20 protein-coding genes are annotated in these 22,048 nt (G+C 70.8%); 13 read left to right on the plus strand and 7 right to left on the minus strand.

The genetic code is table 11. From position 1 onward, the window contains the following. Nucleotides 1-254: 254 nt before the first annotated feature. A complete protein-coding gene (lhpI, locus tag GGR16_RS00920) occupies nucleotides 255-1,190 on the plus strand; it encodes a bifunctional Delta(1)-pyrroline-2-carboxylate/Delta(1)-piperideine-2-carboxylate reductase (protein ID WP_183315448.1) in 936 nt (311 codons plus the stop codon). 173 nt (nucleotides 1,191-1,363) lie between these two features. Continuing rightward, on the plus strand, nucleotides 1,364-1,687 hold the full coding sequence (sugE, locus tag GGR16_RS00925; RefSeq protein ID WP_183315449.1) for a quaternary ammonium compound efflux SMR transporter SugE: 324 nt from the start codon (nucleotides 1,364-1,366) through the stop codon (nucleotides 1,685-1,687). 167 nt (nucleotides 1,688-1,854) lie between these two features. On the opposite strand, the gene GGR16_RS00930 is transcribed toward sugE, so the two are convergent. Both GGR16_RS00930 and GGR16_RS00935 read right to left on the minus strand, forming a co-directional pair. After that, the gene (locus GGR16_RS00930; RefSeq protein ID WP_019400305.1) at nucleotides 1,855-2,529 is read right to left on the minus strand and encodes a LutC/YkgG family protein; all 675 of its coding nucleotides are present in this window, start codon (nucleotides 2,527-2,529) and stop codon (nucleotides 1,855-1,857) included. Between the two features lie 31 nt (nucleotides 2,530-2,560). After that, on the minus strand, nucleotides 2,561-3,997 hold the full coding sequence (locus GGR16_RS00935; protein ID WP_019400304.1) for a LutB/LldF family L-lactate oxidation iron-sulfur protein: 1,437 nt from the start codon (nucleotides 3,995-3,997) through the stop codon (nucleotides 2,561-2,563). Between the two features lie 241 nt (nucleotides 3,998-4,238). Here GGR16_RS00935 and GGR16_RS00940 point away from each other — a divergent pair, with 241 nt between their 5' ends. Then, nucleotides 4,239-4,985 (plus strand): carbonic anhydrase, encoded by a 747-nt coding sequence (locus GGR16_RS00940; protein WP_183315450.1) that lies wholly within the window; start codon nucleotides 4,239-4,241, stop codon nucleotides 4,983-4,985. A gap of 346 nt (nucleotides 4,986-5,331) precedes the next feature. On the opposite strand, the gene GGR16_RS00945 is transcribed toward GGR16_RS00940, so the two are convergent. After that, a complete protein-coding gene (locus GGR16_RS00945; protein WP_183315451.1) occupies nucleotides 5,332-6,138 on the minus strand; it encodes a heterodisulfide reductase-related iron-sulfur binding cluster in 807 nt (268 codons plus the stop codon). A gap of 199 nt (nucleotides 6,139-6,337) precedes the next feature. Between GGR16_RS00945 and GGR16_RS00950 the strand changes: the two genes are divergently transcribed. Continuing rightward, nucleotides 6,338-7,606, plus strand: a complete 1,269-nt coding sequence (locus GGR16_RS00950; protein WP_183315452.1) for a DUF3422 family protein — start codon at nucleotides 6,338-6,340, stop codon at nucleotides 7,604-7,606. A gap of 64 nt (nucleotides 7,607-7,670) precedes the next feature. Here GGR16_RS00950 and GGR16_RS00955 read toward each other — a convergent pair whose 3' ends face one another. Continuing rightward, nucleotides 7,671-8,591 carry a LysR substrate-binding domain-containing protein gene (locus tag GGR16_RS00955; RefSeq protein ID WP_183315453.1) on the minus strand — a complete coding sequence of 307 codons (921 nt, stop codon included), beginning with the start codon at nucleotides 8,589-8,591 and terminating at the stop codon, nucleotides 7,671-7,673. 277 nt (nucleotides 8,592-8,868) lie between these two features. On the opposite strand from GGR16_RS00955, the gene GGR16_RS00960 reads away from it, so the two are divergent. The 5 genes from GGR16_RS00960 to GGR16_RS00980 all read left to right on the plus strand — a co-directional run bounded on the left by GGR16_RS00960 (nucleotide 8,869) and on the right by GGR16_RS00980 (nucleotide 14,635). Beyond that, nucleotides 8,869-10,338: an FAD-linked oxidase C-terminal domain-containing protein gene (locus GGR16_RS00960; protein ID WP_183315454.1), complete on the plus strand. Its 1,470-nt coding sequence runs from the start codon at nucleotides 8,869-8,871 to the stop codon at nucleotides 10,336-10,338. After that, entirely contained in the window at nucleotides 10,335-11,555 is a 1,221-nt protein-coding gene (gene glcE, locus GGR16_RS00965) for a glycolate oxidase subunit GlcE (protein WP_183315455.1), read from the plus strand. Before GGR16_RS00960 ends, glcE begins: the two co-directional genes overlap by 4 nt. Beyond that, nucleotides 11,556-12,875 (plus strand): glycolate oxidase subunit GlcF, encoded by a 1,320-nt coding sequence (gene glcF / locus GGR16_RS00970; RefSeq protein WP_183315456.1) that lies wholly within the window; start codon nucleotides 11,556-11,558, stop codon nucleotides 12,873-12,875. 147 nt (nucleotides 12,876-13,022) lie between these two features. Next, on the plus strand, nucleotides 13,023-13,688 hold the full coding sequence (locus tag GGR16_RS00975; protein ID WP_183315457.1) for a DUF1326 domain-containing protein: 666 nt from the start codon (nucleotides 13,023-13,025) through the stop codon (nucleotides 13,686-13,688). Next, entirely contained in the window at nucleotides 13,685-14,635 is a 951-nt protein-coding gene (locus GGR16_RS00980; protein ID WP_183315458.1) for a DUF2182 domain-containing protein, read from the plus strand. The genes GGR16_RS00975 and GGR16_RS00980 overlap by 4 nt, the downstream gene beginning before the upstream one ends. On the opposite strand, the gene GGR16_RS00985 is transcribed toward GGR16_RS00980, so the two are convergent. After that, complete coding sequence (locus GGR16_RS00985; RefSeq protein ID WP_210289397.1) at nucleotides 14,636-15,091, minus strand: nucleoside deaminase; 456 nt, start codon at nucleotides 15,089-15,091, stop codon at nucleotides 14,636-14,638. Nucleotides 15,092-15,360: 269 nt separating this feature from the next. Here GGR16_RS00985 and GGR16_RS00990 point away from each other — a divergent pair, with 269 nt between their 5' ends. From GGR16_RS00990 to GGR16_RS01005, 4 genes are all read left to right on the plus strand, one after another. Next, a complete protein-coding gene (locus GGR16_RS00990; RefSeq protein WP_183315459.1) occupies nucleotides 15,361-16,905 on the plus strand; it encodes a pseudouridine synthase in 1,545 nt (514 codons plus the stop codon). A gap of 11 nt (nucleotides 16,906-16,916) precedes the next feature. Further along, nucleotides 16,917-17,507 (plus strand): 16S rRNA (guanine(966)-N(2))-methyltransferase RsmD, encoded by a 591-nt coding sequence (gene rsmD / locus GGR16_RS00995; RefSeq protein WP_183315460.1) that lies wholly within the window; start codon nucleotides 16,917-16,919, stop codon nucleotides 17,505-17,507. A 197-nt stretch (nucleotides 17,508-17,704) separates the two neighbouring features. Beyond that, nucleotides 17,705-17,899, plus strand: a complete 195-nt coding sequence (locus GGR16_RS01000; protein WP_053193725.1) for a hypothetical protein — start codon at nucleotides 17,705-17,707, stop codon at nucleotides 17,897-17,899. Nucleotides 17,900-18,081: 182 nt separating this feature from the next. Continuing rightward, complete coding sequence (locus GGR16_RS01005) at nucleotides 18,082-18,231, plus strand: hypothetical protein (RefSeq protein ID WP_183315461.1); 150 nt, start codon at nucleotides 18,082-18,084, stop codon at nucleotides 18,229-18,231. Between the two features lie 447 nt (nucleotides 18,232-18,678). Here GGR16_RS01005 and mutL read toward each other — a convergent pair whose 3' ends face one another. Both mutL and GGR16_RS01015 read right to left on the minus strand, forming a co-directional pair. Continuing rightward, the gene (gene mutL, locus GGR16_RS01010; protein WP_183315462.1) at nucleotides 18,679-20,514 is read right to left on the minus strand and encodes a DNA mismatch repair endonuclease MutL; all 1,836 of its coding nucleotides are present in this window, start codon (nucleotides 20,512-20,514) and stop codon (nucleotides 18,679-18,681) included. A gap of 168 nt (nucleotides 20,515-20,682) precedes the next feature. Next, complete coding sequence (locus tag GGR16_RS01015; protein WP_183315463.1) at nucleotides 20,683-22,008, minus strand: glucose-6-phosphate isomerase; 1,326 nt, start codon at nucleotides 22,006-22,008, stop codon at nucleotides 20,683-20,685. Nucleotides 22,009-22,048: the final 40 nt, after the last annotated feature.

Here is a 22,048-nt window from a genome sequence, read left to right on the forward strand (position 1 = left end):
GGGCGCGTCGCGGCGCCCTCGTGCCCCGGATGCGCTGCAGCATGAAATGCTGCGGTGCTGATCCGGGGCCCATTCGCCGCGGGATATACGGCGCCTTCGGCGAGTCCTCACGCCGGTTCCCGGGTCGCATTCCGCTCGCGCTGCATGCGCCCGGGAAGCGAGGTCGTGTGTAAAGGCAGGGGCCGACGGTGGTTGCCGCCCGCCGCCGTTTCCGCAAAAGATCGCGTGAGCGTCAACCGGGATTCGATCTGACCATGCAGATGTTCGATGCCGCCGCGGTCCGTGCCGCCCTGCCGTGGCCGGGCCTCATCGCCGCCCTCGAGGAGATGTTCGCCAGAGGCGCCGACGTGCCCCAGCGCCAGAGCCTCACCATCGCGAACCCGAAGGGTGACGACGGTACGCTGCTCCTGATGCCGGCCTGGATCGGCGGCGACAGCATCGGCGTCAAGGCCGTCACCTTCTTCCCGGGCAATACGGCCCTCGGCCTCGCCACCATCAACGCCGCCTACCTCCTCTTCGACGGCGCCGACGGGCGCCTCAAGGGCGTCTACGAGGGCGATGAACTCACTGTCCGCCGCACCGCCGCCGCCTCGGCGGTCGCGGCCAAGCGCCTTGCGCGCGCCGATGCGCAGCACCTCCTCGTCGTCGGCACCGGGCAGCTCTCGGCCAACATGGCGGCGGCCCATGCGAGCGTGCGCGCCTTCACCCGCATCGAGATCTATGGCCGTAGCCCCGACAAGGCGGCTCAGGTCGTCGCGGCCCTCGCGGAGGAGGGGCTGACGGCGCAGGTCTGCGAGGAACTCGCTGCAAGCGCCGCGGCGGCGGACGTCATCTCCTGCTGCACGAGCGCGACCGAGCCGGTCGTCGGGGGCGCATGGCTCAAGCCCGGCGCCCATCTCGACCTCGTCGGCGCCTTCAAGGGCGACATGCGCGAGGCTGACGACGAGGCGGTGCGGCGGGCGAGCCTGTTCGTCGACCTGCGCCCCGGCGCCATCCTCGCCGGCGATCTCGCCCAGCCGCTGGCGGCCGGCATCATCGCCGAGAGCGACATCCGCGCCGACCTGAAGGAACTCGTCACCGGCGCCCATCCGGGCCGCACCGGCGAGGACGAGATCACCCTCTTCAAGTCTGTCGGCTATGCGCTGGAGGATCTCGCGGCCGCCCGCCTCATCGCGGGGCAGGCCGGCTGATCACCACGTCCGCCGGCCCTTGACGACCGGCGACCCATGTCCCACCTCTTGCGCCGTGGGGACGACCCCATCCCGGCCGCAGGCCGGGCCTTGTCCTGGCCGGGACGACCCTGCCGCAGCACCGCCCCGATTGCGTTCAGCGCCGGGCGGGCACAACGACAGGATCATGCGTCATGGCTTGGGCGTATCTCTTTCTCGCGGGGCTGTTCGAAGTCGGCTGGGCCGTCGGCCTCAAGTTCACCGAGGGCTTCAGCCGGCCGTTGCCGACGGCGCTCACCGTCGCCTCGATGATCGTGAGCCTCGGCCTCCTCGGCCTTGCCCTCAAGAACCTGCCCCTCGGCACGGCCTATGCGATCTGGACCGGCGTCGGCACGGTCGGCACGGTGATGCTGGGCATCATGCTGTTCGGCGAGGCCGCCGACGCGCTCAGGCTCGCCTGCATCGGCCTCATCGTCGCCGGCATCGTCGGGCTGAAGCTCGTCACGCCGGCGGCCTGACCTGGGTTAGGGGCGGGGAAGTGCAACCGCTCTCGTCATGGCCGGGCTCGTCCCGGCCAGCCACGCCGTCGACGTCGCGCAGCCTTTAAGGGCGTGGATGCCGCGACGAGCGCGGGCATGACGTGTGACAAAAGAGCCGCCGGTATCGCGTCCGAGCACCTCCTCCTTCATCCCTCCACGACCACGATATGCACGCGTCGCGGGCCGTGGGCGCCGAGCAGCAGCGTCTGCTCGATGTCGCCTGAGCGGGACGGGCCCGTCACGAAGTTCACCGTGCGCGGCATCTGCCCCTTGCCGTAGGTGAAGCGGATGCGGCCCCACATCTCCTCGTAGTCGCCGGCGAGGTCCTTCGCATTGACGACGACGATGTGGTTGTCGGGCAGGAAGTTGATGGTCGTCGGGTTGTCCTCGCCCGAGACGAGGGCGAGCGTCCCCGATTCGGCGATGCCGGCGAAGGCATGGCTGACGCCGTTGAGGTCGCGCCCGTCGCTCACGCCCCTGGCGATCTCGAGCGCCGTCTCGCCCCACGGCATGCCGGCGAGGCGCGCGTCCGCGCCCATGCGCACGGTGGCCGGCAGGTTGTGGCGGCGCAGGTAGTCGGCGACCGCCGCCGGCACTTCGTCCGCCGAAGCGACCGTGGCGACGCTCGCCTGCGCCCGCTCGGCCTCAGTCTTGAAGAGGGCGACGCGCTCGGCGCCGGTCACCTGGCCACGGCCGGGGATGAGCCCCTTGGGCGCGCGCTCGATGCGGTCGTCCACCGCGTCGCGGCGCGGCGCCTCAGTGCCGGTGACGCCGAGCGAGCGGCGGATATTGGCGAAGATCTCGGCGCGGGCGTTGCTCATGGGGGGAACGTTCTTGGGATTGTCGCTCATCTCAGGCCGCCTTCCGGTTGGCGCGCTCCTTGCGCCAGCGCTCCTGGAAGGAGGCGCCCTGCGGGGCGGGGAAATCGCGATAGCGCGTCCAGCCGCCGGCGCCCGGCAGCCAGCGCAGGCGTCCCTTGCCGCCACCGGCCAAGGCGAGCGCGCGCATGGCAAGGCCGGTCGCGAGCCGGTAGAGCGTCGGCCGGCGGGCGAAGAAGCCCCATACCGACAGGCCCGAGCGGACCGTGGCCGGCGTCAGGTGCCGCTCGAACTCGCGCTCGCGCCAGTGGCGCATCATCTTCGGCAGCGGGATGCGCACGGGGCACACGCTCTCGCAGCGGCCGCAGAAGGTGGAGGCATTGGGCAGGTGCCCGGCCTTGTCGACGCCGATGAGGCTCGGCGTCAGCACGGCGCCCATCGGGCCGGGATAGACCCAGCCGTAGGCGTGCCCGCCGACGGCGTGATAGACCGGGCAATGGTTCATGCAGGCGCCGCAGCGGATGCAGCGCAGCATGTCCTGGAAATCCGTGCCCAGCATTGCCGAGCGCCCGTTGTCGAGGATGACGACGTGGTATTCGCCCGGCCCGTCCGGGTCGCCCGGCCGCCGCGGCCCGGTGGAGAAGGTGGTGTAGACCGACATGTCCTGCCCGGTCGCCGAACGGGCGAGCACGCGCAGGATCTGCGAGACGTCCTCCAGCGTCGGCACCAGCTTCTCGAGCGAGGCGAGCACGATATGCGCCTTGGGCAGGGTCTGCGTCAGGTCGCCGTTGCCCTCGTTGGTGACGATGATCGAGGTACCGGTCTCCGCGACGAGGAAGTTCGCGCCCGTGATGCCGACGTCGGCGGCGAGGAAGCGCTCGCGCAGCACCTGGCGCGCCTCGCCGAGGAGCGTCACCGGCTCGGTGAGGTCGCGGTCCTTGTCGAGCCCCTTGTGCACGCGGCGGAAGTCCGACGCCACCTGCTCCTTGGTGAGGTGCACGGCGGGGGCGATGATGTGCGAGGGCGGCTCGTTCCTGAGCTGGATGATGTATTCGCCGAGGTCGGTCTCCACCGGCTCCATGCCGAGGCCCTCGAGATGGGCGTTGAGCCCGATCTCCTCGGCGATCATCGACTTGCCCTTGGTGACGGTCTTCGCCTCGAGGCGCCGGCAGATCGCGCCGACGATGTCGCAGGCCTCCTTCGCCGTGCGGGCGAAATGGACATGCCCGCCGGCCGCGGTCACCGCCTGCTCGTAGCGCTCCAGGTAGAGGTCGAGATGGGCGAGGGTGTGGTTCTTGATGTCCCGCGCCGAATCCCGCAACGCCTCGAACTCGGGCAGCCGCTCGGCCGCATGCACGCGCTTGTCGATGAAGCCCTGCCGCACATTGCCCAGGGCCTTCTGCAGCTGCGTGTCGCCGAGCGCCTGATGGGCGTTTTCCTTGAACTTCGGAGAGGTGGGATGAAGCGTCATGTCTTTGTCGTCCCTCGGGCGGTCAGCATATCAGGAGGACGGGTCCCGCGCGTCAAGTGCGACAGGCGAGGCCAATTGCGGTGGGGCAGCGTTTCGCGGGCGCACGCTGCTGTCCTTCCGTGCCCGCCGTGCAAGCAATGGCGGAGCTTCCTGAAGTAGAGTCCGGCAATATCGATCCGGCTATCGCAGAGAAAGCCGCCCTATCCGAATACGATGCTCGTTGATTATTTGGAGATGTTGCATGGACCGCCGTTCTTTCATCAAGGGTTTTGCCGGCCTGGCGCTTTGCCCGGTCTGCGCTGGTGCCGCCGCGGCGGGCGAGCCGCATTGGGGGTATGAGGGCGGCGAAGGGCCGGAATACTGGGGCAAGCTGTCGGAGGAGTTCAGGGCCTGCGCCATCGGCCGCGGCCAATCGCCCATCGATCTCGAGCATCCCCGGCGCGCCGACCTGCCGAAGCTCGATCCGCGCTATGCTGCCGGCTTCCCGCGCATCGCCAACAACGGCCATACGGTCCAGATCGATGCGGCACCGGGCAACAGGCTGGTCGTCGGCGAGGATGTCTACGACCTCGTCCAGTTCCACTTCCACCACCCGAGCGAGCACCGCCTGCGCGGCAGGCGCTTTCCGCTGGAATGCCACTTCGTGCATCGCGGTACGGACGGCGGCCTCGCCGTGCTCGGTGTTCTCCTGGCGCGCGGGCGAGCCAACGGGGCCTTCGAGACGATCCTGGCGCATGCGCCGCAGCAGGCTGGCGCTTCCTCCGCCCTGACGGGCCTCGATGTCTCGGGCCTTCTGCCGGATGCCGGGCGCTATGTGCGTTATAGCGGCTCGCTCACGACGCCCCCGTGCAGCGAGGGTGTGGACTGGATCGTGCTTACCACGCCCGTGGAGGTGGCCGAGACGCAGGTCGCCCGCTTCGCGGCGCTCTATCCGAACAACGCCCGGCCCGTTCAGCCGCGCCATCGCAGGATCCTGCGCGAGACCTGACGCGCGAGAGAGGCCGAGCGTCTTCCTCGGAACCTTCCGGAAGAGGGACGGGCAAGGCGTGGGAGCAAAGGTGAAGCGCAGCTTCCGGCGGCAATGGGCAGGTGGGAGGCCGCGCGCGGTCTCCCACCTGCCCGGTGGCGGTTTGCCGCTCCCCTCTTGGAGCTTGTGGCCGACAGCCGGCCGGTCGCTGTCTTTGTCGTTATCGCCCGACCGGTGCGAGATGCGCTCACGCATCACGCCCATCGACCCACAGGAATCGAGGGCGGCAGCACGGGACGATGAGGCACCACGGGACGGCATCAGGGGCAATTCGCCTTTAGTCTAATGTGCCGTGGTGTGCCCGGGCTCACGCGCTCCCGCTCCGCCGCGCCGCTGCGGCCGCGATGGGGGCCTCGTCCGTCATGCCCGCGAGCACCTCGGCCACGTGCCGCACCTTCGTCGCCTTGCCCTCGCGGGCGAGCTTGCCCGCCATGTTCATCAGGCAGCCGAGGTCGCCCGCAAGCAGGGTGTCGGCCTCGGAGGCCGTGATGTTCTCCGCCTTCTTCGTCACGATGGCGTCGGAGATTTCCCCGTATTTCACGGCGAAGGTGCCGCCGAAACCGCAGCAGACGTCGCTCTCCTGCATCTCGACCAGCTCGAGGCCCGCGACCGTCTTCAGGAGCTGGCGCGGCTGGCGGGCGACGCCGAGCTCGCGCAGGCCCGAGCAGGAATCGTGATAGGTCACGTGCCCCTCGTAGCGCGCCTCGACGTGCCGGACCTTGAGCACGTCGACGAGAAAGCTCGTCAGCTCATGGGTGCGGGCGGCGAGATCGCTGGCCCGCGGAAGCCAGTTGGGGTCGTCGTGGAAGAGCTCGGGATAGTGCTTCCTGATCATGCCGGCGCACGAGCCCGAGGGCGCCACCACATAGTCGAAGCCGCGGAAGTTCTCGATGACCTGCTCGGCCAGGGCGCGGGTCGTGCCGCGGTCGCCGGAATTGTAGGCGGGCTGGCCGCAGCAGGTCTGCACCGGCACCTCGACCATGCAGCCGGCATCCTCCAGCAGCTTCACCGCGGCAAAGCCGACCGAAGGCCGCATGAGATCGACGAGGCAGGTGACGAAGAGGCCGACGCGCGGCCCGGGGCGGGCGACTTCGGGGGCGGCTTCGGCAGTCACGGGCGGATGTCCCTCACGTGCGGTCTCCCGGCGGTTCAGCTTCGAGGCTTTCTAAACGGTTCGAGAACATGACGAACCGTTGCGCCGGTTGCAAGCGGCCTCGACGCGCGGCACGGCAGCCATCCGGCGGTTGCAGGGCTGCGCGGCGCCGCGCATGCTGGGGCACGGGGCGAGCCGGGATATCTTGGCCGGAGGGGCGATGCAGGAGCATCCGTTACGGGCGGCGGTTCTGGGCGAGATGCATGCGCGGCCTTTCGTGCCGCTCGCGACGCCGGCGCGGCTCATGCATTTCGCCTTCATGGCCGATGCGGCGGCATGTCGCGAGGACCGGGAGCGCCTCGGCGCCTTCTGCCTCGCCCGCGGCGTGCCGGGACCGCAGCCGGACACGCGCTTCCATCACGTGCCCCTGTCCGGCGGCGACCTGCGCTGGGAGCAGCACAGCGAGTTCATCACCTACACGTGGCGCATCGCCTGCGACCACAGGACGCCCTTTGCCGCCGTCGAGCGGCCGCATGCCCCGATGAGCGGGCTGCCGGCTCCGGGCCCGCTGCTCGTCGCGCTCGACCTGCATCTCCTGCCCGAGGCGGCGGCCCTGTCGCTGGAGGACATCTTCGACCAGGCCTCGCTCGCCGCCTCCATCATGGACGGCGGGGCGGCGCTGGCGGCGACGGATTTCCGCCCCGACGAGCGCGGCGCCGTGCGCATCCTCGTGCTCGACCTCGACCTGACCCCCGCCCGCGCCGGCGCGCTGACCCAGCGGCTCATCGAGATCGAGACCTACCGCACGCTCGCCCTCCTCGGCCTGCCCGAGGCCCAGCGCCTCGCCCCCGGCCTCAGGCAGATGGAGGAGGAGCTTGCCCGCATCACCCGCGCCATGCGCGAGACGGTGGGGGCGACAGCGAATTCCGCCCTGCTCGACGAGTTGACGGCGCTCGCCGCCGCCTCGGAGGCCGAGGCGGCCTCGTCGAGCTACCGCTTCGGCGCGAGCCGCGCCTATGACCGCATCGTGCAGCAGCGGCTCGACGTCATCGGGGAAGAGCCCTACGAGGGCCTGCCGACCTGGGCCGCCTTCCTCGCCCGGCGCCTCGCGCCGGCCATGCGCACGGCGAACACGCTCGAGGAGCGCCAGGCCAATCTCTCGCGCAAGCTCGCCCGCGCGGCGACGCTGCTGCGCACCCGCGTCGACGTCGAGATCGAGCAGCAGAACCGCGACCTCCTCGTCGCCATGAACAACCGCACGCGCCTGCAGCTGCGCCTGCAGCAGACGGTGGAAGGGCTCTCGGTCGCGGCTATCAGCTATTACGTCGTCGGCCTTCTCGGCTATCTCGCCAAGGGCGCCAAGGACGCCGGCTTGCCGGTGCCGGACCCCGGCATCGCCACCGCGGCGGCCGTGCCGCTCGCCGTCCTCGCCGTCTGGCTCGTCGTGCGCCGCATCCGCCGCCGCCATGCGGGGGAGGATCATCCTTGATCGATTGCGTTTGGAAGGCCGCGGCTCATTCCCCTCCCCGCAAGGGGGAGGGGAGAAATGTCGCTCATGCCGCTTCGTCGGGCAGGCCGAGGCCGGCGTCCCAGTAGGGCCGTGGCCCGTAGAGCGCGGCGAGGAAGTCGATGAAGGCGCGCACCTTCGGCTGCAGGTGGCGGCGGCTCGGATAGACGGCGTAGATGCCGACGCGGCTCACCCCGCGCCAGCCGGGCAGCACGGCCTCGAGCCGCCCGTCCTCGAGTTCCGGACCGATGTCCCAGGTCGAGCGCAGGGCGATGCCGATGCCGGCCAGCACCGCCTCGCGCACCACCTCGCTCGAATTGGTCCTGAGCGGGCCGGTGACCTTGATCGAGACGAGGCCCTGCGGCCCTTCGAGCCGCCAATGGTCGGTGTTGTGGGCGAGAAGCGTATGGCGGGCGAGGTCCTCCACGCCCTGCGGCCGCCCGTGCGCGGCAAGATAGCCGGGCGTGGCGCAGAGCAGGCGGTGGTTCGGCGCGAGCCGGCGGGCGACGAGGCTGGAATCGGCGAGATCAGCGATGCGCACTGCAACGTCGAACCCTTCCGCCACTACGTCCACGAAGGCATCCGACAGCTCGAGGTCGACGGTCACGCCCGGATGCTCGTCGAGGAAGCGCTTGACATGCGGGGCGATGTGCATGCGCCCGAAGGAGGTCGGCGCCGAGACGCGCAGCACGCCGCGCGCCGTCTCCGCGCCGCTCGTCGCCCAGCCCTCCGCCTCCTCCACCGCGGCGAGGATGGCGACGACCCGCTCGTAGAAGCCCTGGCCGATGTCCGTCAGCGCGATCTGGCGCGTCGTACGCTGCAGGAGACGCACGCCGAGCCGCTCCTCCAGCCGCCGGATGCGTTTGGAGATGACGGCCGGCGACAGGCCGAGCTCTCGGCCGGCCGCCGACATGCCCTTGGCCGCGACGACGCGGGCAAAGACGTCGAGATCGCCGAGATGGTCCACCGCATGCCCCCAACTTTTTCCGAAAGCGAAACAATCTTGCTGCTTTCAGTCGCGCTGGCAAAGGATTGTCAATCGATTAAAGTGATTCTCGATAAGGTTTGCTGTGCAGGTTGTACGGAGCAGGTGGGCTTGATCCCTCCCCTTGAGGGGAGGGTGGATCGGTCCGAAGGACCGAGACGGGTGGGTTCCCGCCGGGAACAACGCTCACCGTCTCGGGCGCCAGGCCCCTCCGTCGCTGCTGCGCAGCGCCACCTCCCCCCGTGCGGGGGAGGATCACATGGTGCTCTCTCGGGCACGCAGGGAGGATGCCGTGACGACCATCGCTTTTCCCGCGCCGGATGCGGCGGTTCTGGGGCGGCGCGAGGCCATCATCGCCGGCCTTGCGCGCCTGCTGCCGGCCGAGGCGGTCATCACCTCCGAGGATGAGCGCCGCGCCTTCGAGACCGATGCCCTCACCGCCTACCGTCAGATGCCGCTCGCGGTTGTCCTGCCCTCGACGACGGAGGAGGTCGCGGCCGTGCTGCGCTTCTGCCATGCCGAGGGCGTCAAGGTGGTGCCGCGCGGGGCCGGCACCTCGCTCGCCGGCGGTGCGATCCCCCAGGAGGATGCGGTCGTCCTCGGCATCGCCAAGATGAACCGCGTGATCGACATCGATTTCGTCAACCGCACGGCGCGCGTCCAGGCCGGCATCACCAATCTCGCCATCAGCCAGGCGGTGGCGCACGAGGGCTTCTTCTATGCGCCGGATCCCTCGTCCCAGCTCGCCTGCACGATCGCCGGCAACATCGCCATGAATTCGGGCGGCGCCCACTGCCTCAAGTACGGTGTCACCACCAACAACCTGCTCGGCGTCACCATGGTGCTGCTCGACGGCACGGTTATCGAGATCGGCGGCGCCCATCTCGACGCGCCGGGCTATGACATGCTCGGCCTCGTCTGCGGTTCGGAAGGCCAGCTCGGCGTGATCACGGAGGCGACCGTGCGCATCCTGCGCCAGGCGGAGGGCGCGCGCCCGGCGCTGATGGGCTTCGATTCGGTGGAGACGGCGGGCGCCTGCGTCGCGGCCATCATCGGGGCCGGCATCATCCCCGTGGCGCTCGAATTCATGGACCGGCCGGCCATCAAGGTGTGCGAGGCCTTCGCCCATGCGGGTTATCCGCTCGACGTCGAGGCGCTGCTCATCATCGAGGTGGAGGGCTCGGAGGCCGAGATCGAGGACGCGCTGAAGCGCATCGTCGCCATCGCCGAACGCTTCTCGCCCAAGGCGCTGCGCGTCTCGCGCTCGGAAGCCGAGAGCGCCGCCATCTGGAAGGGCCGCAAGTCCGCCTTCGGCGCCATGGGCCGCATCGCCGATTATCTGTGCATGGACGGCACCATCCCGACCGGCCAGTTGCCCCATGTGCTGAAGCGCATCAGCGAGATCTGCACCGGCTACGGCCTCGGCGTCGCCAACATCTTCCATGCCGGGGACGGCAACCTGCACCCGCTCGTGCTCTACGACATCAACAAGCCGGGCGAGCTCGAGAAGGCGGAGGCGGCCGGTGCCGACATCCTCAAGCTCTGCGTCGAGGTGGGCGGCTGCCTCACCGGCGAGCACGGCGTCGGCATCGAGAAGCGCGATCTCATGCGGCACCAGTATTCCGAGGTCGATCTCGTGCAGCAGATGCGCATCCGCGGCGTCTTCGATCCGGCGTGGCTGCTCAATCCGGCCAAGGTCTTCCCGCTCGACGGTCGGGTGGTGCAATGACGCTGCCAAGGTCCGCCACCATCTCCGAGACGGTGCTGACGCCCGAGAACGAACAGGAGGCGGCCGCGCTCGTCGCGGCCTGCGCGGCGGCCGCTCGCCCGCTCGTCATCCGCGGCGGCGGCACGAAGGCGGCCGTCGGCCGGCCGGTGAATGCCGAGGCGACGCTGTCGACCAAGGCGCTCACCGGCATCACGCTCTACGAGCCGGCCGAGCTCGTCATCGCCGCCCGCGCCGGGACGCCGCTCGCGGAGATCGAGCGCACGCTGGCGGAGCGCGGCCAGATGCTGCCCTTCGAGCCGGCGGATGCACGCGTGCTGCTCGGCAGCGAGGGCGAGGCGACGGTCGGCGGGCTCGCCGCAACCAATCTCTCCGGTCCACGCCGCATCATGGCCGGGGCCTGCCGCGATGCCATGATCGGCGTGCGCTTCGTCAACGGGCGCGGCGAGGTGGTGAAGTCGGGCGGGCGGGTGATGAAGAACGTCACCGGCCTCGATCTCGTCAAGCTCGCCGCCGGCGCGTGGGGCACGCTCGGGCTCCTGACGGAGGTCACCTTCAAGGTGCAGCCCAAGGCCGAGCGCTCGGCGACCCTCGCCATCGACGGCCTCGACGATGCGCGCGGCGTCGATGCGCTCAATGCGGCGCTCGGCTCGCCCTTCGAGATCACCGGCGCGGCGCACCTGCCGGCCGGCCTTGCCGGCGAGCGGGCGCGCACCGTCCTGCGCATCGAGGGCTTCTCGCCGTCGGTGGACTATCGCGTCGGCGAATTGCGCCATCTCCTTGCCGCCTACGGCCCCGCCGAGCGCATCGTCGACGCAGCCGAGGCGCGGCGCCTGTGGCAGGATGTGCGCGACGTCCGCTTCCTCGCCGAGCCGCGCGAGCATGCCGTCTGGCGGCTGTCCACGGTGCCGACGGCCGGCCCGCGCGTCGTCGCGGCCGTTGCCGGCCTGGGCGATGCCCGCTTCTTCTTCGACTGGGGCGGCGGCCTCGTCTGGCTGTCGGTGCCGGCGGCGGGGGACTGTGGCGCCGCGATGATCCGCGAAGCGCTTGCCCCGCACGGCGGCCACGCCACCTTGTGGCGCGCGCCGGCCGATATCCGGGCGGCGCTCCAGCCCTTCCAGCCGCTCGCCGCGCCGCTGATGCGCGTGAGCGAGGGCGTGAAGCGCGCCGTCGACCCTGCCGGGATTTTCGAGCCCGGCCGCATGTATGCCGGGATCTAGATGCAGACCAACTTTCGCCCCGAGCAGCTGACGACCCCTGAGATGCAGGAATCTGAAAAGATCCTGCGCACCTGCGTGCACTGCGGCTTCTGCACGGCGACCTGCCCCACCTATCTCCTGCTCGGCGACGAGCTCGATTCCCCGCGCGGGCGCATCTACCTCATCAAGGAGATGCTGGAGAGCGGCAAGCCGGCGACGCAGGAGGTGACGAAGCACGTCGACCGCTGCCTGTCGTGCCTGTCGTGCATGACGACCTGCCCCTCGGGCGTCCATTACATGCACCTCGTCGACCACGCCCGCGCCCATATCGAGGAGACCTACCGGCGCCCGTGGCACGACAGGCTGGTGCGCACGCTGCTCGCCGCCGTGCTGCCCTATCCCGCCCGTTTCCGCGCCGCCCTGATCGCCGCGCGCCTCGCAAAGCCCTTGCGTGGCACCGTCGCGCGCCTGCCGGGCGTCGGCGCGAGGCTTTCGGCGATGCTGGAGCTCGCGCCCGCCGCCTTGCCTGCCGGGGAGAGCGAATACCGCACCGTCCATCCGGCCGAGGGGCCACGGCGCGGACGGGTCGCCCTGCTGTCCGGCTGCGCCCAGCCGGTGCTCGACCCCGGCATCAACGCCGCCACCATCCGCCTGCTCAACCGCCACGGGGTCGAGGTGGTGCTGGCGGAAGGGGAGGGCTGCTGCGGCGCGCTCGTCCATCACATGGGGCGCGAGGCGGCGGGCCATGCCTTCGCACGGCGCAACATCGACGCCTGGACGCGCGAGATCGAGGGGGGCGGGCTCGACGCCATCATCATCACGGCCTCGGGCTGCGGCACCACGATCAAGGACTACGGCTTCATGTTCCGCGACGATCCGGCCTATGCCGACAAGGCCCGCCGGGTGTCGGAGCTCGCGAAGGACATCACCGAATATCTCGCCACGCTGCCGCTCGCGCCGCAGACCGACGTAGGTAATCTCACCGTCGCCTATCACTCCGCCTGCTCCATGCAGCACGGCCAGCAGATCCGCGAGGAGCCGAAGAAATTGCTGCGCAAGGCGGGCTTTGCCGTGAAGGACGTGCCGGAAGGCCACATCTGCTGCGGCTCGGCCGGTACCTACAACATCCTGCAGCCCGAGATCGCCGGGCAGCTGAGAGAACGCAAGGTCGACAACATCGAGAGGACCGGCGCGACCATCGTCGCGACCGGCAACATCGGCTGCATGACGCAGATCGGCAAGGGCTTCGCCGACCGCGGCCGGCCGGTTCCCGTCGTGCATACGGTGGAGCTCATCGACTGGGCGACCGGCGGCCCGCGCCCGCGCGCGCTGGCGGGATGAAGCCGGTCGGGCGCTCAAAACCCGACCTCTCGTTTTCGTTACCGGGTGCCCGTGTTTCGGGCATCGTCTTGCCGGCTGTCTTCTGTCGCCACGCGTAATTTATGTTAAAATAAATAAAAACTAGAGGGCTGCGACCGGGAGGGTGCGATGGCTGACGCCGTCGAGTGGTCGATCAGGGCTCGTTTCTTCGTCAACTTCAACTGCGCCCACGACTGCCCCTACCAGTTCGATATGCTGCCTTCTCACGGCCCGTGCCGTGGCGTGGCTGCCTTCGAGATCGACGAGGGCCGGTACGGTTCCGTTGCGCTCGACCGCCTCAAGGCCGTCGTCGCCTTCTCCTGGCCGGGCGCCATCAGCGAGGGCGGCGGCCAGGTGCTCACCGTCATCGATGAACGGGCCGCCCCCGACCAGCGGGCCGCCCTCATGCGCATCATGGGCGGCGAGGATGCCAGCCCCGGCGCTGATTTCTTCCGCATCTTCGCGGCCACCGTCGAGACGCGGCACGGGCCGCTGTTTTCGGCCATCGAGTTCGAGATCGATATCGATCAGCGCCGCGCCGCCGTCGTCGTTCCGGGCGTCATCGACAGCCGGGGCGAGCCGCTCCACGACGGGTCGGGCCGTGTCCGCCGCGTGCGCGTCGACATGCCGGAGGGTTTCGAGCACCGGCAGGCCGAGGTCGGGCGCGGCTGGACGCGCATGTCCGGTCCCATGCCCATGCGCCTCACGGATGCCCACGGCCTTTTCGCCCGCCTCGACCTGTCCGCCGACCCTGCCCCTCGCCCCGTCCCGACAGTGGCCGAGAGCACGCCATGAGCAACGGACGGATTGTCTCCCTCGAGAGCGTGCTGAAGCGCGACAGGGCGGTCGTCATCGCCACCCTCACGGTCGTCGTCCTCCTCGCCTGGGCCTATCTGGCGTGGCTGGCAGCGGCCATGGACCACGGCGGCATGGATCACGCCGGCATGGATCATGGCAACATGGGCCACACCATGCCCGCCGCGCCGGGCACGGAGGCGCCGACGGGTAGCCACGCCGGCATGGACATGAGCGGCACCATGGACAAGACCATGGATAAAACCATGGACATGGGCGGCATGGACATGGGGACGCCGAAGGCGCCGCTCGCACCCGCCCTCGCGCCGTGGCGGCCGGGCGAGGCGGCGCTGATGGCCACGATGTGGTTCGTGATGATGGTGGGCATGATGCTGCCGTCGGCCGCTCCCATGCTGCTGCTCTATGCGCGCGTCGGCCGGCAGGCCGAGGCCTCGGGCAAGCCTTTCGCCGCCACCGGCTGGTTCGCGGGCGGCTATCTCGCCGCCTGGGCGCTGTTCTCGCTTCTCGCCACGACCGCGCAATGGACGCTGCAGAGCCTGGCGCTGCTCACGCCGATGGCGGCGCTCGCGAGTCGCGGCATGGGCGGGCTCGTGCTGATCGCGGCCGGGCTCTACCAGTTCACGCCGCTGAAGGGCGCCTGCCTCAGCAAATGCCGCTCTCCTCTCGTGTTCATCCAGTCGCGCGGCGGCTTCCGGCGTGATCCCGGCGGGGCCTTCGCGCTCGGGCTGCGGCACGGCCTCTACTGCATCGGCTGCTGCGTGGCGCTGATGGTTCTCCTGTTCGTCGGCGGCGTGATGAACCTGCTGTGGGTGGCGGGGCTCGCCATCCTGGTGCTCGGCGAGAAGGTGCTGCCGTTCGGCGCGCTGCTGGCGCGCGTGGCCGGTGCGGCCCTTATCGCGGCGGGCGCGTGGCTGCTCGCGACCTGATCAGCGCCGTTCGCGGAAGAAGTCCTTGAGCAGGCGCGCGGCCTCGCTCTCGCGGATGCCGCCGTAGACCTCCGGCGCGTGGTGGCAGGTGGGGGAGGCATAGAGCCTGACGCCGTTCTCGACGGCGCCGCCCTTCGGATCGCCGGCGCCGAAATAGAGCCGGCGGATGCGGGCGAAGGAAATGGCGGCCGCGCACATGGGGCACGGCTCCAGCGTCACGTAGAGGTCGCAGCCGGTGAGCCGCTCGTCGGCCAGCACGCCGCAGGCCGCGCGGATGGCGAGCATCTCGGCATGGGCGGACGGGTCGTTGAGCTCGCGCGTACGGTTGCCGGCGCGGGCGAGCACGAGGCCGTCGCGGACGACGACCGCGCCGACCGGCACCTCGCCGCGCGCCGCCGCCGCCTCGGCCTCGGCGAGGGCGATGGCCATCGCATCCGTGCGCGCGCTGTTATTCATGTCGAAGCCCGATGCTCCTCCTCGCTTCGCTGCCTGCACTCTGCTATCACCGCGCCATGAACGACAAGTCTGATGATCATCGCGGCCCGCGCCGCACCGGCGGCAAGGGTCCGGCCGGGAGAGGCCCGGCGGGCAAGCGCCCGGCTGGCAAGGGTTATGCCGGCAAGGGGCCTGCCGGTAAAGGTCCCGCCGGCAAGAGTTTCGCTGACCGGGGAGCCGGCGACAGGGCGCCTCGCCGCCCCGCCGGTGAGGAGGGCGACCGCCCCCTGATGCGCAAGGCGCGCCCCGGACGCGAGGAAATGCGCGATGCCGCGCCGCGCCGGCCGGCGCGAGCCGCGGCCCAGCGCGAGGTCCTGCCCGATCGCGACGGGCGCCAGCGCATCGCCAAGATCATGGCGCGCGCCGGCGTCGCCTCGCGCCGGGATGCGGAGGAGATCATCCGCGCCGGGCGCGTCGCCGTGAACGGCAAGGCCATCGACACGCCGGCGACGCTGATCGGCCCCGAGGACCGGGTGACGATCGACGGAACGCCGATGCCGACGCGCGAGCGCACGCGCCTGTGGCTCTACCACAAGACGCGCGGCCTCGTGACGACGGCGCGTGACCCGGAAGGACGGCCGACGGTCTTCGACGCCCTGCCGCAGGATCTGCCGCGCGTCGTCGCCATCGGCCGGCTCGACATCAATACCGAGGGGCTGCTGCTCATCACCAACGACGGCGGCCTCGCGCGCGTCCTCGCCCATCCCGACACCGGCTGGCTGCGGCGCTATCGCGTGCGCGCCTATGGTGAGACGGACCAGGCGGCGCTCGATCGCCTCGCCGACGGCGTCACCATCGAGGGCATGCACTACGGCCCCGTCGAGGCGCGGCTCGAGCGCCAGCAGGGCGACAACGTCTGGCTGACGCTCGGCCTGCGCGAGGGCAAGAACCGCGAGGTCAAGCGCATCCTCGAGCACCTCGGGCTCCGCGTGAACCGGCTCATCCGCGTCTCCTTCGGCCCCTTCCAACTCGGCGACCTCGGCGAGGGGGCCGTCGAGGAGGTGCGCACGCGCGTGCTGAAGGACCAGCTCGGCGACAAGCTGGCGGCGGAAGCGGGAACGGACTTCGAGGCGCCGGTCTTCGCGCCGGACACCGACATCGTCGAGCGGCCGGGACGAACCCGCAGGCCGGCGGACGCCCGCCGCGCCCCCGCGGCGGAGCCGAAGGAGGCTGCACGGCGGGAGGAGACGAAGGGCCGCAGCGTGTGGCGTGCCGACGAGGGCACGGGCGGCCGTGCGCGTCCGCCGCGCCGCGGGGCCGACCCCAGGGCCGAGCGCCAGGCGAGCGCGGAGAAGGAACATGCCCGTGCCGGCCGCATCGCCGACGCCCGCGGCCGCAAGGTGCTGGTCGAGCGCATCGTGAGCCACGCCGAGGAGCCGGCGCGCGAGGCACCCCTGCCGCGCCGCCGCGGGCCGGCGGAGGGCGGACGCGCAGGTCGCGGTGGTGCCGACCGGGCATGGACCGACGACAGGCCGCCGCGTCGTCCGACCGGTGACCGTCCCGCGCCGCGCGGCCGCGCCGGCGCGGCCGCGCGGTTCGACAGGAGCGGCGACGAGCGGTCCGACAGGCCGGCTGGCGGAAAGCGGCCGGGCAAGTCCTTCGGAACCAAGTCCTTCGGCGCCAAGCCCTTCGGCGGCAAGCCTTCGGGTGCCAGGCCCTTCGGCGGCAAACCCACTGGCGGCAAGCCGGCCGGTGAAAGGCCCGGCGGCAAGCCCGGCGGGCGTCCGCCGCGTCCCGGCGGCCCGCGCAAGCCGTCCGGCCCGCGCAGGGGCTGAGGGGCGGCGCCATGCGCATCGTCGCCGGGCGGTTCAAGGGCCGCGCGCTCGCCGGACCGAGGAGCGAGGCCATCCGGCCGACCTCCGACCGGCTGCGCGAAGCCCTCTTCAACGTGCTGACCCACGCCTATGACGACCCCGTCGCGGGGGCGCGGGTGCTCGATCTCTTCGCCGGCACCGGCGCCATGGGGCTGGAGGCCGTGTCGCGCGGCGCGGCCTTTGCGCTTCTCGTCGACAACGGCGCCGAGGCGCGGGGCGTGATCCGCGCCAATGTCGATGCGCTCGGCGCTGCCGGACTGACGCGCATCTTCCGGCGCGACGCGACGAAGCTCGGTCCCGCAAAGCCCCTCGAGCCCTTTTCGCTCGTCTTCTGCGACCCACCCTACGGCAAGGGCCTCGCGGAGCGTGCGCTCACGAGCGCCCGCGAAGGTGGCTGGCTGGCGCCGGACGCGCTGGTGGTCGTGGAGGAGGCGGCATCGGCGCCCTTCGTTCCGCCAGAGGGCTTCGAACTGCTCGAGGAGCGGCAGTACGGCGACACCAAAGCGCTCGTCATGCGCTTAGCCGGCGGCGTCGAGGAACCAGGCAACATCGCCCGCGCGTGAAGCAGCGGCCTCGCGCTCCGAAGGGCTTCCAACGACCGCACCGGCGCGTCGCCTCAGGACGAACAGCAAGAAACGACGCACCGGCCGTCGCTGTCCTGCGACGGCCGGTGCGTCGTGATCGGCGCGATCACCGAGGCGGAGCTCGGGTCGGCGACCGGAAATAGTCCGGAGCGGGATCTGTCCCGCTCCGGAGGACAATGTCCTTACGCCGAAAGCTTCAGGCCGATGAGGAGCCTCGCGAGGAGGTTGCCGATGTCGTTCTTGTTATGGTGATCGCACTTGTTGTGGCACTTGCGACGATTGCCCTTGCCGAACAGCTCGGCGAGCTTCTCGGAAAAGTCGCTGATCTCCTTTCTGAAGTTCTCGAGCGTATTCTTGATATCGTTTTGTAACTTCTTGAGGCCCTTGTCGTCACAGCCGCAGTTCTTCGGCGGGCACGGCTTGGGCGGCGCCGGCGGGCACTCCGGCTTCGGCGGGCATGGGCCCGGCTTGGGCGGCGTCGGCGGGCACTGCGGCTTGGGCGGGCACGGACCCGGCTTGGGCGGCGGCGGTGGGCACTGCGGCTTCGGCGGGCATGGGCACGGCTTGGGCGGCGGAGGCGGCGGCGGAGGAGGAGGCGGCGGCGGCGGAGGAGGAGGTGGCGGCGGAGGAGGAGGCGGCGGCGGAGGCGGAGGAGGAGGCGGAGGCGGTGGGCACTTGGGCAGGCACACCGGCGGGCACATGACAGGCGCAGGACGGCAAACTCTGATGCAGCAACCCATGGTAATTTCCTTTCGATTATATGTGTTGGTGATATCTAAATAGATGAAGAAATTAAGTATTCGAATATTATCTACGAATCGGAGCGTTGTATTGCGTTCTGGCGTTCTCATATAAGCAGTATATCGCGCGTCGACGGGGCGGAAACTAGCAGAGATCTGTGGTTTGTCCAGACGTTGCTCATGCTCGATTGGGAAATGTATTATTTCCCCATCGGGAAGCTGGCGTGCGAGATGTCGGAGGATCGGCGAACGATCGTCCCTGCGCCAGGGACCGGTGAATGCGGATGGGGCTGGATAAGGCCGCAGGCCGTCGATCGATGTTGCGGCGTCGCCCCCGCCGCCGAGGCGGGGACCGACGGCAGGCCCCGGCATGGGGCCGGCGCCATCACTGCGATCGAAGTCGATTGAGTTCAGCGGCGGCCGAAGAGGCGCTCGATATCGGCCAGCTTGAGCTCGACATAGGTCGGCCGGCCGTGGTTGCACTGGCCGGAATGCGGGGTCGCCTCCATCTCGCGCAGGAGGGCGTTCATCTCCTCCGCGCGCAGCCTGCGGCCCGAGCGCACCGAGCCGTGGCAGGCCATGGTGGCGAGCACATGGTCGAGGCGCTCTTCGAGCGCGCGCGCATCGCCCCATTCCGTCAGGGCGTCGGCGACATCGCGGACGAGTGGCTTGATCGCCCCGCCTGCGAGCGCCGCCGGCACCTCGCGCACGGCAACGGCGCCGTGCCCGAAGCCCTCGACGACGAGGCCGAGCGCCTCCAGCGTCTCGGCATGGGCGAGCAGCCTGTCGGCCTCGACGGGGTCGAGCTCGACGATCTCCGGGATGAGGAGCAGTTGCCGCGTGATGCCCGTGGCGGCGCGCTCGCGCTTCAGCCGTTCGTAGACGAGCCGCTCGTGCGCCGCGTGCTGGTCGACGATGACGACGCCGTCTTGGGTCTGCGCGATGATGTAGTTCTCGTGCAGTTGCGCGCGGGCGGCGCCGAGCGGCTGCGCCAGCGCTTCCGCCTCCGGCGCCATGGCATCCGCCCGCGCATCGGCGGACGGCCCGGCGAGGTCGCCCAGCGTCGGCTGTCCCGGTTCGTCGAGCCCGGCGAGCGGGGCCTGCCAGCCGCGCCAGGCGGCGGGGGGCGGCTCGCGCTGCTGCAGCATGGGCGAGGGGACAGCGCGCGGCATTACGGCCGCAGGCGATGGGCCGAGGGCGGGCCGCACCGCTTCCAGCGTCCGCAGGCCCCCCGTGGTCGTCGCCCGGTGGCCGGCCCGCGTCAGTGCCTCCTTGAGGGCGCCGACGACGAGTCCGCGCACGAGGCCGCCGTCGCGGAAGCGCACCTCCGTCTTGGCGGGATGCACATTGACGTCGACGACGCGCGGATCGCAGGTGATGGCGAGCGCCAGCGCCGGGTGCCGGTCGCGCGGCAGGAAATCCATATAGGCCCCGCGGATGGCGCCGAGGATGAGCTTGTCGCGCACCGGCCGGCCGTTGACCGTGGTGTGGACATGCGCCGCCGTGCCGCGGTGGTAGGTCGGCAGGCTGACGAAGCCCTCGAGGTCGATGCCCTCGCGGCTCGCCGAGACGGGCAGGGCGTTGGGCGCGAAATCGGGGCCGATGAGGCGCGTGATGCGCCTGAGGCGTGCCTCCTCGTCATCCCCCTCCGCCGGCAGGTCGAGCGGCGAGAGATTGTCGCCGGCGAGCACGAAGCGCACGTTGGGGTGCGCCATGGCGAGGCGCTTCACCGTCTCGGCGACGGCCTGGGCCTCCGCCCTGTCGGTCTTGAGGAACTTGAGGCGGGCCGGCGTGGCGGCGAAGAGGTCGGTGACCTCGATGCGCGTGCCGCGCACGGCGGCGGCGGGCCGCGGCTCGTGCTTGACGCCGGCATCGACCACGATCTCCCAGCCGTGCGGCTCGTCCCGGTGGCGCGTCGTGATCGACAGGCGGGCGACGGCGCCGATGGACGGCAGCGCCTCGCCCCGGAAGCCGAGGGTCGCGATGGCGAAGAGGTCGCCGGTCGGCAGCTTGGAGGTGGCGTGGCGCTCGACGGCGAGGACGAGGTCCTCGCGCGTCATGCCCGCGCCGTCGTCGCTGACGCGGATGAGGCGCCGCCCGCCGGCCTCGATCACCACCTCGACCGTCGCGGCCCCGGCATCGAGCGCGTTCTCGACGAGCTCCTTCACGGCCGCAGCCGGCCGCTCGATCACCTCGCCGGCGGCGATGCGGTCGATCAGGATGGGGTCGAGACGGCGCACCGCCATGGGGGATCTTTCGTTGCGCTCCTGGTCCATCGACGAGGCACGGTTCTCCCCTCCCCCTTGCGGGGAGGGGTTGGGGGTGGGGGCCGTGACGAAGGAGGGCGGTGGCAGGTCCGGGCGGCGCCACCCCCACCCCTGTCCCTCCCCGCAAGGGGGAGGGGGTTCCGGTGCTCAGCCGCGCCCTTCGGCGAGATAGCGCTTGGCGAGGAGCTTCGCCTCCTCCACCGCCGGCTGGTCGAAGGGGTCGATGCCGAGCGCGAAGCCGGTCAGGATCGTCTCCAGCATGAAGTGCATGAGCAGCGCGCCCATGGTGCGCTCGTCGATGCGGTCGACATGGATGTGGCGGACGGGGCAGCCGTTGCGCACGAAGGTGTCGATCATGGCGATGCCCTGCGCCGCCACGAGGTCGCCGATGGTTTTGCCGGCGAAATCCGCCTGGCCGGCGCGTTCGGCGAGCCCGGCGTCGATGGCCGGTCCCCGGCCGCGCGCGGCCGTGGTGACGACGGTGAAGAGCTTGTCCTTGGGGCCGGCGAGATAGAGCTGCTGCTGGCTGTGCTGGTCGACGGGCCCGAGCGCGGCGACGGGCTGCGTGCCCTTGCCGTCCTTGCCGAGGCTCTCGGCCCACAGCTGCACCCACCAGCGGGCGAAGCGCTCGAGCCGGTCCGCATAGCCCATGAAGACAGAGATGGCCTTGCCCTCGAGCGTCGCGGCCACGTTGAGCGCCGCGCCGATGGCGCTCGGCGCCTCGCGCACGTCCCCGCCCGAGATGAAGGGCGCCACCACCTCGGCCGCGCCCGCGCGGATCGCGGCGATGTCGAGGCCGAGGGCGGCCGCCGGCAGGAGGCCGACATTGGTCAGCACCGAATAGCGCCCGCCGACGCCGGTGTGATGGTCGAGGAAGGGCGCGCCCTCCGGCTCCAGCAGGGCGCGCAGGGCATTGCGCTTGCCGCCGTCCACCTGCGGCTCCGACAGGCCGACGAAGAGCGATCCGGCCCGCGAGCGCAGCCCCGCGCGGTCGAGCGCCGAGAGCACGGCCATGGTCTGCAGCAGCGTCTCGCCCGTGCCGCCGGACTTGGAGACGGCGGCAAAGCGCGTCGTCGCGAGCGGCAGGCGCTCGACAAGGCTGCCGAAGGTGAGCGGATCGAGATTGTCGAGGAAGTGGATGCGCGGCTTGTCGGCGAAGCGGCCGAGGCCCGGCACGGCATAGTCGGCGAGCTGGGCGAGCGTCTGCCCGCCGAGGCTCGAGCCGCCGGTGCCCAGGATGACGACGTCGCTCGCCCCGTCCGCAAGCCGGGCGCCGGCCGCGCGGATGGCCGCGATGTCGCCGGTCTCGCCCGGCACGGAAAGGAGCGGCAGCGTGCCCGCCCGGTGCTCGCTGGCGAGCCGGCCGGCGGCGGTCTCGACAGCGGCGAGCGCCGCATCGATGGCGGTATCCGGCAGGCCGTTGCCGCCGACGGTGGCGGCGCGGGCAAGATCGATCGACTGCGTGAAGGTCATCGGAGGCCTCTCATGACACGGCTCTCGGGACGGGTCGTCC

The sequence above is a fragment of the Chelatococcus caeni genome, from assembly GCF_014196925.1.
GTDB lineage: Bacteria > Pseudomonadota > Alphaproteobacteria > Rhizobiales > Beijerinckiaceae > Chelatococcus_A > Chelatococcus_A caeni.

Bases quoted from the DNA above. Each gene is read 5' to 3' on its own strand.
- rsmD (WP_183315460.1), top strand. From the start codon at position 16,917: ATGCGCATCGTCGCCGGGCGGTTCAAGGGCCGCGCGCTCGCCGGACCG.
- GGR16_RS00960 (WP_183315454.1), top strand. From the start codon at position 8,869: ATGGTGCTCTCTCGGGCACGCAGGGAGGATGCCGTGACGACCATCGCT.
- GGR16_RS00990 (WP_183315459.1), top strand. From the start codon at position 15,361: ATGCGCAAGGCGCGCCCCGGACGCGAGGAAATGCGCGATGCCGCGCCG.
- lhpI (WP_183315448.1), top strand. From the start codon at position 255: ATGCAGATGTTCGATGCCGCCGCGGTCCGTGCCGCCCTGCCGTGGCCG.
- GGR16_RS00940 (WP_183315450.1), top strand. From the start codon at position 4,239: ATGGACCGCCGTTCTTTCATCAAGGGTTTTGCCGGCCTGGCGCTTTGC.
- GGR16_RS00950 (WP_183315452.1), top strand. From the start codon at position 6,338: ATGCAGGAGCATCCGTTACGGGCGGCGGTTCTGGGCGAGATGCATGCG.
- glcE (WP_183315455.1), top strand. From the start codon at position 10,335: ATGACGCTGCCAAGGTCCGCCACCATCTCCGAGACGGTGCTGACGCCC.
- GGR16_RS00935 (WP_019400304.1), bottom strand. From the start codon at position 3,997: ATGACGCTTCATCCCACCTCTCCGAAGTTCAAGGAAAACGCCCATCAG.
- GGR16_RS00980 (WP_183315458.1), top strand. From the start codon at position 13,685: ATGAGCAACGGACGGATTGTCTCCCTCGAGAGCGTGCTGAAGCGCGAC.
- sugE (WP_183315449.1), top strand. From the start codon at position 1,364: ATGGCTTGGGCGTATCTCTTTCTCGCGGGGCTGTTCGAAGTCGGCTGG.
- GGR16_RS01005 (WP_183315461.1), top strand. From the start codon at position 18,082: ATGGGCACGGCTTGGGCGGCGGAGGCGGCGGCGGAGGAGGAGGCGGCG.
- GGR16_RS01000 (WP_053193725.1), top strand. From the start codon at position 17,705: ATGTCCTTACGCCGAAAGCTTCAGGCCGATGAGGAGCCTCGCGAGGAG.
- glcF (WP_183315456.1), top strand. From the start codon at position 11,556: ATGCAGACCAACTTTCGCCCCGAGCAGCTGACGACCCCTGAGATGCAG.
- GGR16_RS00985 (WP_210289397.1), bottom strand. From the start codon at position 15,091: ATGAATAACAGCGCGCGCACGGATGCGATGGCCATCGCCCTCGCCGAG.
- GGR16_RS00930 (WP_019400305.1), bottom strand. From the start codon at position 2,529: ATGAGCAACGCCCGCGCCGAGATCTTCGCCAATATCCGCCGCTCGCTC.
- GGR16_RS00975 (WP_183315457.1), top strand. From the start codon at position 13,023: ATGGCTGACGCCGTCGAGTGGTCGATCAGGGCTCGTTTCTTCGTCAAC.
- mutL (WP_183315462.1), bottom strand. From the start codon at position 20,514: ATGGCGGTGCGCCGTCTCGACCCCATCCTGATCGACCGCATCGCCGCC.
- GGR16_RS01015 (WP_183315463.1), bottom strand. From the start codon at position 22,008: ATGACCTTCACGCAGTCGATCGATCTTGCCCGCGCCGCCACCGTCGGC.